Source organism: Bifidobacterium scaligerum, assembly GCF_002802865.1.
GTDB lineage: Bacteria > Actinomycetota > Actinomycetes > Actinomycetales > Bifidobacteriaceae > Bifidobacterium > Bifidobacterium scaligerum.
Window position 1 is genome coordinate 574,312 of the sequence record NZ_PGLQ01000002.1, and the last position, 15,206, is coordinate 589,517.

The 15,206-nt window shown below is 58.9% G+C and carries 10 protein-coding genes and 3 tRNA genes; 1 reads left to right on the forward strand and 12 read right to left on the reverse strand.

Annotated features, from left to right (window positions below):
- Positions 1–47: 47 nt before the first annotated feature.
- The 10 genes from CUU80_RS05575 to CUU80_RS05620 all read right to left on the reverse strand — a co-directional run bounded on the left by CUU80_RS05575 (position 48) and on the right by CUU80_RS05620 (position 8,227).
- On the reverse strand, positions 48–1,058 hold the full coding sequence (locus CUU80_RS05575; protein ID WP_100496423.1) for a D-2-hydroxyacid dehydrogenase family protein: 1,011 nt from the start codon (positions 1,056–1,058) through the stop codon (positions 48–50).
- Positions 1,059–1,127: 69 nt separating this feature from the next.
- The gene (locus CUU80_RS05580) at positions 1,128–2,486 is read right to left on the reverse strand and encodes a CapA family protein (RefSeq protein ID WP_100496324.1); all 1,359 of its coding nucleotides are present in this window, start codon (positions 2,484–2,486) and stop codon (positions 1,128–1,130) included.
- A 352-nt stretch (positions 2,487–2,838) separates the two neighbouring features.
- Positions 2,839–4,014 (reverse strand): succinyldiaminopimelate transaminase, encoded by a 1,176-nt coding sequence (dapC, locus tag CUU80_RS05585; RefSeq protein ID WP_100496325.1) that lies wholly within the window; start codon positions 4,012–4,014, stop codon positions 2,839–2,841.
- 103 nt (positions 4,015–4,117) lie between these two features.
- Positions 4,118–4,438 carry a ferredoxin gene (fdxA, locus tag CUU80_RS05590; protein ID WP_003807898.1) on the reverse strand — a complete coding sequence of 107 codons (321 nt, stop codon included), beginning with the start codon at positions 4,436–4,438 and terminating at the stop codon, positions 4,118–4,120.
- 239 nt (positions 4,439–4,677) lie between these two features.
- Positions 4,678–6,204, reverse strand: a complete 1,527-nt coding sequence (locus CUU80_RS05595; protein WP_100496326.1) for an amino acid permease — start codon at positions 6,202–6,204, stop codon at positions 4,678–4,680.
- A gap of 158 nt (positions 6,205–6,362) precedes the next feature.
- Positions 6,363–7,592 carry a UDP-N-acetylmuramate dehydrogenase gene (locus tag CUU80_RS05600; RefSeq protein WP_100496327.1) on the reverse strand — a complete coding sequence of 410 codons (1,230 nt, stop codon included), beginning with the start codon at positions 7,590–7,592 and terminating at the stop codon, positions 6,363–6,365.
- 172 nt (positions 7,593–7,764) lie between these two features.
- Complete coding sequence (gene rpmG, locus CUU80_RS05605) at positions 7,765–7,932, reverse strand: 50S ribosomal protein L33 (RefSeq protein ID WP_165775840.1); 168 nt, start codon at positions 7,930–7,932, stop codon at positions 7,765–7,767.
- Positions 7,933–7,994: 62 nt separating this feature from the next.
- Positions 7,995–8,068, reverse strand: a tRNA-Met gene (locus tag CUU80_RS05610).
- A 4-nt stretch (positions 8,069–8,072) separates the two neighbouring features.
- Positions 8,073–8,144 (reverse strand) — tRNA-Thr (locus tag CUU80_RS05615).
- Between the two features lies 1 nt (position 8,145).
- Positions 8,146–8,227: transfer RNA gene (locus CUU80_RS05620), tRNA-Tyr, on the reverse strand.
- Positions 8,228–8,555: 328 nt separating this feature from the next.
- On the opposite strand from CUU80_RS05620, the gene CUU80_RS05625 reads away from it, so the two are divergent.
- Entirely contained in the window at positions 8,556–9,788 is a 1,233-nt protein-coding gene (locus tag CUU80_RS05625) for a trans-sulfuration enzyme family protein (protein ID WP_100496329.1), read from the forward strand.
- Between the two features lie 79 nt (positions 9,789–9,867).
- Here the strand turns inward: CUU80_RS05625 and CUU80_RS05630 are convergent, their stop codons facing one another.
- Together CUU80_RS05630 and CUU80_RS05635 are read right to left on the reverse strand one after the other, a co-directional pair.
- A complete protein-coding gene (locus CUU80_RS05630; protein WP_100496330.1) occupies positions 9,868–14,241 on the reverse strand; it encodes a transglutaminaseTgpA domain-containing protein in 4,374 nt (1,457 codons plus the stop codon).
- A gap of 2 nt (positions 14,242–14,243) precedes the next feature.
- Positions 14,244–15,200 (reverse strand): AAA family ATPase, encoded by a 957-nt coding sequence (locus tag CUU80_RS05635; RefSeq protein WP_100496331.1) that lies wholly within the window; start codon positions 15,198–15,200, stop codon positions 14,244–14,246.
- Positions 15,201–15,206: the final 6 nt, after the last annotated feature.

The following is a 15,206-nucleotide window of genomic DNA, read 5'->3' on the forward strand; positions in this document are numbered from 1 at the left end:
TCCTTGATGAGTTCCGCGAGTTGGTTCGATGAGCCCCGTGCGGCAGTTCAGCGCTCGGAGACGACGACGTTATAGTCCTCTCCGGCGAAATACGCCTTCAGACATGCGATCATCTGGCGGGTGAGCTCCTTGAATGCACCGTCCGTACGCCAGCCGACATGCGGCGTGAGCACGATGCCAGGTATATGGCAGACCGGATCCGAGGCCTTCAACGGCTCATGGTCAAACACGTCAAGGGCGGCGGGGATATCGCCGCGCTGCAACCTTGCGAGCAACGCGCCGGATGCGATGACTTCGGAACGCGCGGTGTTCACGAACAATGTGCCGGGGCGCAGATGATCGAGATTGTCGGCGGTGATGATGCCACGTGTGGCGTCATTGAGCGGCAGATGAACGGAAACCACATCGCTGGTTTCGATGAGCTCGTTGAGATCGTTCACCGGCGTGGCACCTGATCGTGCGAAATGTTCGGCAGGCACGTGCGAATTCCATGCGGACACCTCCATGCCGAAGGCCCGTGCGATGGAGGCCACGGTGGCACCGATGCCGCCCAATCCGATGATGCCCATACGACGGCCGGCCAATTGCAGACCGTCTCCACCAGCCCATGCCCAGTTGCCGTCCTTGACATCCTTATCCAACGTGCCAGTGCGGCGAATCAGTTCGAACAGCAGAGCGAATGTATGCTCCGCCACCGCATGATCGCCGTAATGTTCCGCATTGCATACACGAACCTTGAGTTCGCGTGCCAGATCGAGATTGATGTAGCTGGCCACTCCGGTACCGCAGAACACGATGCATTTGACATGGCCGGCGATGGCACGCAACATGCCATCCGAAATATGGTAGCCGCCTACCAGCAGGGCATCAGCTTCAGCGAGCCGCTCGATGAGTACGGTCTCATCCGAAGTGAACTCCTCGAACATGCGTACACGGGCTACATCCTTGAGCACAGGAAATTGCGCCTTGATGGGATCGATCATCGCCCCGAGTACGGCAGGCATGACCACCAGTGGCAAATCGGTGCGCTCGGGTTGGGTTTCGTAAATCTCGGTCATGGGCACCACCATAGGCCGGCGGTGGGAGAATCGCGGCGTGGTCATCTGCGACGCTCCTCGCCGCCCCACTTACTGCGCGGATTTGGCGGACTGCTCCTGAGTGATGTTCCATTCACGTACTACGTTCTGGTCGGCACCCATCGAATAGATGACATCCCAGATGCGCTGACGAATCTGCGCATCATACGATTCATCCCAACATGCGCCGATCGGGTGATCGGACGAGATCGGACACCACTGATACTTCCCCTGATGCACATTGGCGGTAGGCACCCAGTCGATGCGGTTCACCCGCCAGGAACCCTTGACGCCCTTTTTGCCGGCGAACTGGATACGCGCGGTGACGCCCTGATTGTTCACCAGTGTCTCCGGCGTATTCGCGGATTCGGTGACGGTATTGCCCAGACCGTAGACGATCCAAGTGCCGTTGTAATTTTCAATCGGCTGCGCGCAATGGCATCCCGCGCCATAGATCACGTCGAATGCACCGGTATCGGCCAGCTCGTGGGCCTCGGAAATCTGCCAGGAATCAGCGTAATCCAGATACTCCTGCACCGAATGCATGGCGATGGCCACGACGTCGGCTCCTTGTTCGCGAGCCTTGTTCGCCTTGTCCACCGCACGTTGGATGTCGCTGTCATGATTGGGATCGCCGGCCTCGCGCAGACGATCCACCTGCCAATCCTCATCGGCGGTCATGCCGTTGAGCGATACGGTTCCGGTGACCAGTCCCAGCTTGCCGCCACCGGTTGGCGAATCGATCACCAACGGTTCGGTGGATTCCGCCTCGGTTTTGTATGAACCGGTTTGAGCGATGCCGTCCGCCTCAAGCGTATCCCACAAGCGGGCGATGCCTTCCGCCCCCTGATCCCACGAATGGTTCGTGGCATGGGTGCAGGCGGTATAGCCTACGTTCTTGACCGCATCCGCGACCTCCGGAGGAATGTTGAAAATCGGATATGCGGCATAAGGACCTCCACGTTGGGCAATGGGGGTTTCAAACTCACATACGGCGATGTCGGAAGCCTGAATGTACTGCTTCATCGGTTCGAATAAGGGATCGAAATTGAAGGCGGTGCCATCCGTGGCATTGGGGTTGGGCCCTTGGAACTGGCTCCACAATCCTTCGTGGAACAGCAGATCGCCATTGACCAGCATGGCGATGCAGTCTGTATCCGGGCAGTCCGGTGAATTGCCGTGGTGTTCGACCACCGGCTTCGGGGCGGCCTGTTGTTTGTGCAATGCACTGTTCGACGCCATGCCACCGTCAGATTGCCGTGTATCGCCACTGCCGATGGGATGCGCGGCAAGCCACACTCCAGCGCCCAGACATACGGCAAGCGCAAGAATGAACACGGCAAGCAACGTCACACGACTGGTTCGCGTGGACATGGTCCGATGCTGCCCTTGACCGGAAATATGACTCATCGTTGACGCCCCTCTATCCTTACGGACTTTTGCCGAATGCTTTCGGCACCACTCTCTTCCAGTTAAGGATACCGCCCAACGGCAGATTCGCACCAATAGGCTGACCCATACATGCTGCCGGTACCGTGATGCGCCGTGGCGACGCGACATGACGATGCGCCGTGACAAACGCATCAGACCGCTGGACCTCAGCGAATTTATGCGTTATGCATCGACGTGGCGGAAATAATATCCCAGTAGAATCGTTGACTGGAGGCGGACGGACAATGGCGTACCTCCGGCTCCGTTACTTCACGCCATATCTATCGCTATCGACGCGACTATCACGATGAATCCCTTCATCTATGCACATCTATGCGGCAAGACGCCGGCAGACAAGGTCAATGCTCTCGTCCGTAGCCGTGGACGAGAATCGCAGATATGCCGGAGCACCATAGAATTCGCCTGGACTGGGCACAATACCGAGTTCGGCAAGTGCAGCCATATCGGTCCAGCAATCACCGGATTTGGCCTTCACCCACACATACAATGCGCCGGAGGGCATTGCGGCCTGATATCCGTAAGCGTTCAGCGCATCAACCAGACGAGACAGTCGTCTGCGGTAACGAATCCGCTGGTCACGCACCTGAGCCACATCCCTCAAGGCGGCAGCCATCGCCGCCTGAACCGGGCCGGGAATAATCTGACCGATCTGCTTACGGTATTCGGCCATTTCGCTCACCAGTCGATAATCGCCGGCGATCACTGCCGTACGATAACCAGCCATATTGGACTGCTTGGACAGTGAATACAGCGCCAGAATCCCATCGGCCGATCCTTCACATACCTGAGGACTCAACGCACTGGGTGCAGCGGTAAGGCTGAACGCCTGGCTACCGGCGGCCGGTTCGTTGGATTCCACCGAGGCGGCACTGGCGCGCCAGTCCATCAACGCATAGCATTCGTCCGACAACACCACCGCTCCGATGCTGCGCGCCGCGGCGACGATGCCGGCCAGCCAGTCTGCGGTGATGATATCGCCAGTGGGATTGCACGGGGAATTCACCCACACGGCCCTGACTCCTGGCACGTGGACCCATGATTCCACATCAGCCACATCATCGACTTTCAGCACAGTGGCACCGGCCAGCTGCGTACCGATCTCGTACGTCGGATAGGAGATGCGTGGCTGGACCACCACATCCCCCTCGCCGAGATGCAACAGCGAGGCCATCAGAGAGACGCCCTCCTTGGAGCCGACAGTAGGCACCACAGCGGCGTTGATGGACTTCAGATCCACGCCGCGCAGGTCACGGAACCAGTCGTTCATCGCCTTCTTCAGTTCGGCGGTGCCGACAGTCACCGGATAGCCGTGAGCATTCGACGCATCCGACGCAGAGGCCAGCGCTTCACGAACCGAATCCGGAACCGGGTCCACCGGGGAGCCGGCGGACAGGTCCACCATGCCACCGGGCACTGCTTGAGCCGTCGCTTTGAATCCGGCGATACGCGACCAGTCGTACGGGGAGGAATATGCGTGGAAACCCATGGAAGCCCTTTCTTGTTCAACTCGTTCTTAAGATACGACAAACCCCCGGCCATACCGGCTCGGGGGTTCGATAGTGAGATAGCGGCGAGATGGCCGAGGGAGATCACTGATTCTGCGGAGGCAGCGCAGCGACCTGTTCAGGGTCCTTGCCGATCGGGCCGGCTGCGGACGCACCGCCAAGATCACCTACCTCTGCGAAGAAGCTGACAGCAGCATCCTTGTACCAAGCCCACTCGTCCGGCAAATCATCCTCATAGAAGATGGCCTCGGTGGGGCACACCGGCTCGCATGCACCGCAGTCCACGCACTCATTCGGATTGATATACAGGGAGCGGGAGCCCTCGTAGATGCAGTCGACAGGGCACTCGTCCACACAGGCCTTATCCTTGACATCCACGCAAGGCTGAGCAACAACGTATGGCATGGAATCCTCCTTGAAAGTAACGCTGTGTCAATTCTAGGCCCGTGACCGGACGCCGTCTGCGTGTCCTCTGCGTGTACGAGCACACGGGACGCACATGCGTACTTTTCGCGCGAATCGCACAGAAACATGCTCATATGAGGCCCGATAACGTACTTTTCGCGCGAAAAGTACGCCGAGAGGCCCAATTTCGGGGACTTTGCGTATCAATCGCGCGAAAAGTACGCCAGGCGGCTGGCAGATCAGCCGTTGATGGCCTGATCTGTTTCCGCAGAGAGCTCTTCAGTCAGGTCTCCGGTGCCGAGACGGGCATGACGATAGCCGTAGCCGAAGTAAATAGCGAAGCCGACGACCAGCCACACCACGAAACGAATCCAAGTGAGCACAGTGAGGTTCAGCATGAGCCACAGGTTGGCCAAGCCGATCAGAATCGGCACCCACGGATTGCCGGGAATCTTGAACGCGCGTGGCAGGTCAGGACGCCTCTTACGCATGATCGGGATGGAGATGGCCACCAACGTGAACGCGGAAAGCGTACCGATGTTGACCATATCGGAAAGCACGCCGATATCGAACAGGGCGGCGACCAGAGCCACCACGACGCCCACGGCGATCTGCAAGACTGCCGGAGTGCCATGCTTGCCGGTCTTGGACAGGCTGCGCGGCAGCAGACCGTCACGGCTCATGGCGAAAACGATACGGGTCAGGCCCAGCAACAGCACCATCACCACGGTGGCAAGACCCAATACAATACCGAAGCTGATGATCTTCGCCGCCCAATTGGCGCCTACCAGCTCAAATGCGGTAGCCAAAGACGGACTGTCTTGCTGCGCCAACTCCTTATAGGAGACCATGCCGGTAGTCACGATGGCCACGAGCATGTACATCACGATGATCAGGGCCATGCCCACGCCGATGCCGAGCGGCACATTCTTATGTGGGTCTTTGGTTTCCTCGGATGCGGTGGCCACCACGTCAAAGCCGATGAAGGCGAAGAACACGAGCGCCGCGCCGGAGAGAATGCCCGGAATGCCATAGATGGAAGGCACCATGCCGGTGGCCCACTGCCACAACGGCTGACCCATTGCGCCAGAGACAGCCGTGGAGCTCTGCACGCTGGATGCCGGTTCCGCAGGCGGAATGAACGGCGTGAAGTTGGAGGCCTTGACGTAGAAGAAACCGACGATCACCACGAAGAACACGATGGCGATTTTCAGCACGGTCATCGCACCATCCACACGGGCGCCGATCTTGGTGCCGAAGACGAGCAATGTGGTGAAGAACGCCACGATGATAATCGGGGCAATATCGATATGGAAGGAGCCGAACGTTAGGTTTGTGTTGGCATTCCATCCCATCAAGCGCATGAAGTCGTTGAGGTACACGCCCCAATACTTGGAAATCACGGAACCGGCCATCAGCATCTCAAGAATGAGATCCCAGCCGATGATCCACGCCATGATCTCGCCTACCGTGGTGTATGTGAAGGTGTAGGCGGAGCCGGCCACCGGAATCATCGAGGCGAACTCGGCATAGCACATCACAGCAGCCCCGCACACCACGCCTGCGATCAGGAAGCTGATGATGACCGCCGGACCGGCGTGGAAGGCGGCGGCCTGCGCGCCGACCGAGAAGATGCCGGCGCCCACGGCTACGGCCACGCCCATGATGGATAAATCCCACCATGTCAGGTTGCGCTTGAGCTTGCGCCCTTCCTCACCTGTTTCGGCGATGGTCTGTTCGACGGATTTCGTGCGGAACAGTTGCATAAAGCCTTCTCTTTTCTCTCAAGCGCGCCCAGGCACGCACAAAACATCGAGAAACGAGTATAGAAGAGGCCGTATGACTTGTCTATTACCTATCGGTAACCGCACTTTATCGCCGTCTATGTGCCGGCAGAGGATATGAGTCCGAAAGTTTTCCGGCTTTAGCGCTCCAGAACGTTGACACAGACCGGCTCGGGTACCAAATCGATACCGAACGCGTCATGCACACGTTGCTGCACCGCACGGGCCAACTGTTCGATGTCCGCAGCCGTAGCTCCTCCACGATTGGTCAATGCCAGTGTGTGCTGAGTAGACAGGCTTGCCGCCGCACCATCATCGGCTTTGAAGCCCTTATGGCAACCGGCGTGGTCGATCAGCCATGCAGCAGAGGTCTTGACACCCGGCGTGCCATCTGGCAGTTCGGCCGCAAAACGAGGGGCGTCCTCAGGCAGACGAGTAGTCTGGTCGGCAGGCAGAATCGGATTCATGAAGAACGAACCGCAACTGTGACGATTGTAGTCAGGGGCAGGCAAGCCGTTCGGCTCAGGAGCGATGTTCGCGGTCTCATTGAGCGCAGACAGGCGCTTGAGGTCCTTAAGAATGTTCTCTTCACGCTTGGTGCCGGCCATCGCATCCAATGTGTAGCGTGTAGGATCCTCCAGCATGCCTTTGGCGGCACGTACCTTGAGTACCGCATCGCGAATCGTCGCGGTATCCATACGGTCCCCAACCTCAACGCCAAGCGCCTTGGCGAGCTGCCCATAGCCCACTGTGCCTTGCTGCGAATGAGTCAAGACGAAGGTGACCGACAGCACCACGTAACGCGGAGTCGGGAAGAACTCATCGGCCGGCTGGCCGGGGGCCTGATACATACTGGATTTCAATGCGGAGGAACGGTATCCGAACTGCAGATCAGCCGCCGTCATCTCGCTGGTGGTCTTTGTTTTCCGATCCCACACTTCCACCGACTCCACCGATGTGGCCACTTCCTGCCCATACGCGCCGATGTTCTGCACCACCGAGGCGCCGACTGTGCCCGGAATGCCCGAAAGCCCTTCGATGCCCTCCAGACCGAGCTCAACGGTGAACGCCACAAGATCATCCCAATTCACGCCGGCTTCGGCACAGACATGCACGGTACGGTCCTCACCCTCGACCGGGGCGGCCTCATCCGGCACGGTGATTTGGCGGCGCGCGTCACGCACCACCACACCGGCGAAGGGCTCGTCGGCAATCAGCATGTTCGAGCCGCCGCCGATCACTATAAGAGGCAGACCTTTGGAGTCGGCATCTTCCACAGCTTCGATAAGCCCGACACGCGTGGTCGGTTCGATGAAGTGGGCGATGGGTCCGCCGACGCCCATGGTGGTGATATCTGCAAAGCTGGTCATGATGTTTATCCTACTGGTGTTCTAGACCATCATTGGGGGTTGACGCGTGGGTTCTTGGTAGGTGTTGTGCGACCGTAGGAATCATATAGAAGTGGCACGGCTTTGAGATGGAAGCGGAAAAACAAAAAACCCGACCATCCGGTCGGGTTTTTTGAAGCTTGATGCTCTGCGATCAACGGGTCTCGCGATGCAGGGTCTGCTTGCCGCAACGAGCGCAGAACTTCTTGAGCTCGAGACGATCGGGCGTGTTACGACGATTCTTCGTCGTGATGTAGTTACGCTCCTTGCACTCGGTGCAGGCCAGCGTAATGCCCGGACGGATGTCGGCGCTCTTAGCCATTGTCATTCACCTCTGTGTTCTAGGTCTAATGGGCGCGCCCACCATATGGCGGGCGCAATTTGTAGCGAGGAAGAGGCTCGAACTCTTGACCTTACGATTATGAGTCGTACGCTCTAGCCAGCTGAGCTACCCCGCCAGAGAGCCCCGAGTGAGAATTGGACTCACGACCTCTTCCTTACCAAGGAAGTGCTCTACCACTGAGCTATCGGGGCGTGGCGGATAGTGGATTCGAACCACTGAAGCACGAAGCGGCTGATTTACAGTCAGCTCCCTTTGACCGCTTGGGAAATCCGCCAGTCTGTCTCCCGCCTTGGTCTCACCACTTGGCTTGACCTCGTCAGGCAACTTGGCTATCTAAACATAGATTTTCCACTAATGCAAATCAACACCGCGAAATCATCTATAAACCGTTGCAATAACAGCGTTTTTACGGCGTGTCGTTTCCATTGCGCAAAGCACTGACTCCCAGCATCCATTGCTGACCTGCTAGCGCCAGCCCCTGCCGACACCCCACACGAGGGCTTTCGCGTTTCTTATAAGCGGCTCTTAAATCCTGCAATCATGCGGTTTGTCAGCATTTCGTACGGCTTGCGCAACGTAACCGGTAACGGCATGCTTAAGTCATGACTTCAGATCTTGTACATCATGGACAATCCTTCGATGATCAGCCGCTCGGCTTCGGCACACTTGCCATTCATCTCGGCAACGGCATCGACGCGGAGACCGGCGCGATTCGTCGCCCGATCACACTAGCCAATGCCTATGCCCTGCCTTACGACCCATCCGATATCAACTGGTCAAGTTCGGATGTGAATCTCTACACCCGCAACGGGCACCCGAACCAACGGTATCTGGAAGAAAAACTCGCCCGTCTCGAAGGGGCCGAGGACGCGGTGGTACTCGCTTCCGGAGTCGCAGCCCTTGCTGCTACATTCACTACGTTCCTCAATCGCGGCGATCATGCGATCTTCTCGGATACCACCTATATCGCCGCCTACCGTCTGCTTAACCAGATCCTGCCGGAGAAGTACGGCATCGAGACCTCGATCGTGGACACTTCCGACCCGGAAAACGTGCGCGCCGCCCTCCAGCCCAACACCAAGCTCGTACATATCGAAACGCCGGCGAATCCCACACTTAAGGTTTCGGATATCCGCGCCATCGCGCAAATCGCACACGAGGCGAATCCGGATATCTTGGTCTCGGTGGACAACACATTCAACTCGCCGTACAACGTACGGCCGCTTGATCTGGGCGCGGATATCGTCATCGAGTCGCTTACCAAATACATCAACGGCCACGGCGACGCGCTTGGCGGCGTGATCGCCACCACCAAAGCGCGTACCGACGAGATTCGATTCACCGCACAGGTGAACTTCGGTGGCATCATCTCGCCGTTCAACGCTTGGCTCATCAATCGAGGATCAGTAACGCTCCCCTTACGTATCCGTCAGCACAACGCTTCCGCTCTGGCGATCGCTGAACATCTGGAGCGAATTCCGTCCGTGAGGTTCGTCTCATATCCGGGTCTTCAATCGCATCCGCACCATGACGTCGCCGTCCATCAACTGGCGCTCCCGGATTCCGGATTCGGCGGCGTGCTGGCGTTCGGTTTGGACACCGACCACGAGGGCCACAATAGATTCGTCTCCAAGCTCAATGTCATCACGTCGGCCGTTTCTTTGGGCCATGATGAAAGCCTCATCGTGTTCCTTGGCGAGGACGACGAGCGCCAATACCTGTATCCGCCGGAATTCCACCGCGGTTTCTTCCGGCTGGCCGTAGGGCTTGAAGATACCGACGACCTCATTCGTGATATCGACCACGCGCTCGTCGCGGCCGGGTTCGAGGTGTAACTCCTCTCCCCAAAAGCGATACTGACGCCGCTGGCGCTTCTGTTGCCAAGACAGGAGCGCCTTTGTCGCGTCGCACTCGTTATTGCAAAAAGGCCCTGAACCGACTCGCCAGACCCTGCACTGAATCGGTGGTACCGCGGAAGGCGGCGGCAGTGGCGTTACGGGCCGTCAGCAGTATGAAATCGGACTGTTCGGGGCATCGCTCGGCAAGGATGCGGGCAATATCCATGTCGGTCTGGCTTGGCTGAAATATGAGACTGGACTTTGCCTGAGTTTTCCCCGGAGACTTTGCTCTGGCCCGTGCATGTCTTTTCGCCCTGACTCGCGCAGTCAAAACCACCTCGCGCCACGTCATGCGCCAAGCTCTGGCAGACAAATCGCCGTCATCCCGATGCGCTTGAGCCTGCGCGATAGCCGCCAGCACACGACGCCTACGCATACGACGACATAATCGCGGCACGCCCAAACACAGACCGACCAGCGCAACGGCCGCAAGCAACCCGAGCAATATGCCGCGTGCCACCAACCGCGCATCGAGATTCGATATCCACCACAGCATCCATCCGTCACCATTACCAGCGTTGCCGGCGGCATTGTTCGTATTCCGACGCGAGGCGAAACTACGGGTATCAGACGCATCAGACTGGTCAGCGGCATCACCAGAGCTATCGGCTGAATCATCGGCGGATGCATCCGGCGTCGCGGTGACGTCGGTGCCATCGCCGGAATCACTGGTGTTATCGGACGTGCTATCGGTACCGGCGGAAGCAGCATCGGACGCGGCCGATCCGTTTTCTGCGGTGGCGGGCGTCACGTCAAACGGCACCCAACCCACACCGTTGAGATACGCTTCGGTCCATGCGTGGAGCTGCTTGGACTGCACTACGAAGAAGCCGTTCTTATCACGATTGGATACGCCGGCGTTATAGCCGAGCACAATACGCGTTGGAACACCAAGAGAGCGGCCAAGTACGGCGAGCGCGGAAGCATAATGCTGACAATAGCCCGCATGTCCGTTGTCCGGATCCAAAAAATCATCAAGTACATCGAGATTGTCTCGCCCGTCGCCATCCGGCGCATCGAGCGAGTAGGTGAACGCGTTGTCCGGATTGGTGAAATAGTCCACAAGCCAGCGCATGGCACGCACCTGATCGTCATAGGTTCTTCCCTTGATGGGAATACCAGCGGCTTGCGCCTGATCGATCACGGATTGCACGTTGGCGGGCAGTTTCTCAGGCAACGAAGTGTAACGGTTCTCATGGGCACGCCTGTCGCTGGCGTCCACATACCACTGCATGCGGGCGATCGACTGATTGGCCCGTGGAATACTGCCGTTGACCACGGTGTAGACGGACAGGCTGGTGTTCTTATGCAGGAAGGAGAACACGCGGTTGGCCCATGCATCGATATCGCGAGACGAGCTCGCAGCGCCGGGAGCCCCCGACTGCGCGTCCGCATCAACGCTGGACATCGAAGCATCCAGCGGGGTTACGATTACCATGCTGCCGCCCGAGCCAAAGCCGAGTATGTAATTGTCCTTACCGAAGCCCAGCTGTTTCACAATCGTATCGTCGAATACCACGCTGGACGGCGTGGGCGCGGACGTACTATCCAGGAAGGTCGCCGTTTCGCCTTGGAAACTGCCGGCTCCCAGCCGCCATCCGTTCGCCCCCGTCACGCTGCCATCGCTATTGATCGTTGCCCTGATGACGAGGAAGTCACCGGCCGTATCGCGATGGACTTCGGCAAGACCTGTATCTGCCAGATCACGACGGGCCTGATACCAGCGCTGCAGGTCGTCATCGGTGACGTCCGTGTCACCTAACAGGACACTCTGCGCGCTTGTGATCTGGGATAGTTGACTGAAACCGGACGCTGTGGTGATGGGGTCGATGGCATTGCCGTCTGCACCATATTCGAGGTCCGACGAGGTACCGGTGGTGCGATTGTACACTGTACCGTCCTGATAGAGCAGCCAGTCGCCACCTACACCATTATCGAGGTACGTGACGTTACCAGGCACAGGCAGGAAGCGTGATTTGAGGGTGTCGATGCGAATGTCGGCGTTGACCATGAATCGTTCGAGTGAACTCGGGTCAGTCACCGCAACGTCATATCCGGTATAACCGAGCGCCGCCATGTAGGCGCCCAACGGGTTCATCATCATACGGTCGTAACGGGAAAGCTCATCTTCGCTGTTGCGACCGAGTTGGATGCCCGAGCCATAGAGCCCGGCGTCAAGCGCGAATTGACGGTCGTATCCCCATGTGTCGCCGTCGAAATTGTCGAGTGTGGTCAGGCGTAGGTAAAGACGCTTGTAGGACCGGTATGTCAGCACCGTGTCGTCCGAACCGGCGGCAATGTTGCGCTTGAGGTCGATCATCGGATTGACGGTGTTCGAGGTGAACATGCCGCCACCTTCTCCGATGGACAGGGGCACTCGGTACGCCAGTAGCGCGGCAGGACCGCTCAGAGGCAGAGTGATGGCGGCGGCGAGCACGGCAACGATAAACGGAGTGGCGGTGAGCGTCCGACCGGCATTGGTGCTGGCTGTACGGATGGTTCCGGACCGCTTCGACGAGACACGAGGCCTTCCCAGCCGCAAAACAGGGTATGACCGACCCGGATGGGCAGCGAACAAGACAAGAGGGAAGGCCGCAACGGTCAAACCGATGGCCCACAGCGGTGCCAGATGCCCCACCAACGCATAATCGGCGGCGAGCACCGCCACCGGCAGCACGACCATGGCAGGAATCAACGGCCGGAAGACGAGGAGGCATCGCACCGCGACGGCGAGCGCCGCCACCGCCAAGATGAGGAACAGGTCACTGGCTTCAGAGACCTTGAGCGGCGGCAGTTGGATGTTGAGCTGGTCGAATCCGGTGTTGATGACGTCGCCGAACAACTTCCATCGAGAGGAGGAACCGGAAGCAAGATCTGACGCAATGCCGTATTGCGTGGCCCGCGAAGTCTCTTCCTCGACGACCTGGGCGTGCGCGGCGGCGGCGATCTGCCGGAAACGTACCACAGCCAGTGCTGCTGTGGCGATCAGCACGAACATCGTATAGGCCACGAATCGCAATATGGAACGCATGCGCGTGGTGGACTGTACGGCGGTTCCCAACGCAGCCAATCCCAACAACGCAGCCGCGAACCATATCCACATGCCGTCAGGGGAGATAAGCCCGGAAAGGCCTGTGAGCGCCACGCCGAAGAATGTCGTCAGCGCGGCAGCGCCCGCGAAATGAGGCAGGAGCTGATACACCAGTCGTGGCAGTCGAACACGGCCGGCGTTGTTGGAGAACGTCCGTTGCTCGGGAATCTTGTCGAGGCCCATTCGCATCGTACGGTCGGCGGGTGAAACCGTCTGCACATCGATATGCCGATATGCAGACGTTGCAGACGGCTCTGTATCGGCCGGGTCAAGTACCGTAAGCTTGTCGGCGATCGGACTGTGCCGTAACGCCGTGGCAAGCGCTTGACTGTCGGTGCCGTCGCAGATCAGCACTTGCACCGCTCCCTGTCCGTTCGTGGCCGTTCGCACGATGGCTGATGCGCGTTCGGGAACACTTGGCAGCTCGGGCTTCTTCACACTGCTCGCGTGCGAGGGTCGCCGGTCTCCGGACGCAGACGATGCCGCCGGCATAGCGTACGGCTGCACGGCCGCGAAAAATCGTTCGAGATTTTCGCTCCCCTCGAACGTCTGCATGCCATCGGTGACAATGAGACGCTCCGTACGACCGGTATCTCGTAAAACCTGTACGTACGGCAGCAGCGCGGCGACCTCGGCATCAAGCTCTTCGACGGTCACGCCGCCCGTGTTAAGCGCCAACACAATGGTGGCGGGCACGTCTCGACTGGATTCGCGGGTCATCAATTCGCCGCGATGGGCGGTATGCCGCCAGGAGATAAGCTTCAGCGGATCGCCTGGCGCGTAGGCGCGCACACCGCCTGAATGCGCGGACTGGTCGGAGCCTACCTGTCGTGTGTTCACCACGGACGCGTCGTTCGCAGTATGTTCATCCACGGCCGGCACAATCAACGTCTGTCCTCCACCAGGGACAACCTTGCGAGCCGCAATCAAGCCCAACGGCGACGTCCACCGCACTACAGTGCTCACGGTGACGTACCAGCCGCGACGTTCGGGAAGATCTCCCACCACTCGGCTCACCACAGTACCGTAGCTGTCTCGTTGTTCGATCTGATTGGAAAGAATAGATTGGCCGATGGCGATCACACCGCACCATTGCAGTACCACCAGTACCAATGCACATACGAACACCACTACGAACGCGATGCTGGCATCCATCAGCGTGCGTTCGTCAAGCAACAGTCCGCCGAAACAGCATCCGCCTGCCGCCACAAGCAGCAATGCCCCTCCCCATGTGGGACGAATCAGACCGTGCCGCACCAGTCGGCGAGCAGTCAATCCGTGACGGCTTACGCGGCTCATAGTCACACCTTGGGCACAGAGGCGGCGGATACGATGTCGGCGATGATGTCTCGGGCCCGGTCAAGTGACCCCGAACCGAAGCCAGCGTCCCTCAACACCAGACGATGGGCAAGCACCGGTACGGCCAACGATCGCACATCATCCGGCAACACAAAATCCCGTCCATCGATAAACGCATAGGCGCGGGCCATAGCCGCCAAATGCAGGCTGGCACGAGGAGAGGCACCGTAACGGATATCTTCACGCGATCGAGTGGCTTGGATGATGGCCACCAGATAATCGGCTACGGCATCGCAGAGCGCAACCCTACGTACGGCGGCGCGAATGGCGATTGCTTCGTCTGCGGTGCATATCTGATGCACTCGGTCAAGAGGCCGCGACCAGTCCGAGGAGACGAGCATCGCAGCTTCGGCTTGTGCGGACGGATAGCCGAAGCTGGCACAGGTCATGAAACGGTCAAGTTGTGCCTCGGGAAGCGGGTACGTCCCCTCAAGCTCGATAGGATTTTGCGTGGCGATAACGAAATACGGGTCTGGCAGCACATGGGTGATGCCGTCCACGCTGATCTGGCTTTCGTTCATAGCCTCCAGCATGGCGGATTGGGTTTTGGGATTCGCACGGTTGATCTCGTCGGCAATGACGATGTTGGCGAACAACGGCCCTGGATGGAACGCAAAGTCGCGCGAGTCCTGCGAATAGATGCTTACACCGGTCAGGTCGCTGGGCAGAAGGTCAGGAGTGAACTGGATCCGGTTCGTCTCGCCGCCGATGGCCCGGCCCATGGCCCGGGCGAGCGTGGTCTTGCCGACTCCCGGCACATCTTCAAGCAGCAGGTGGCCGCCGGCCGCGAACGTGGTGACCACCAGGTCGATGACCTCGCGCGAGCAGGACAGCGAGCGTTCGAGGGTATCAGCGAGATCGGTCAGCGTGGATGGATGGGTGGCGGGCGCGTCGATCATGACAGC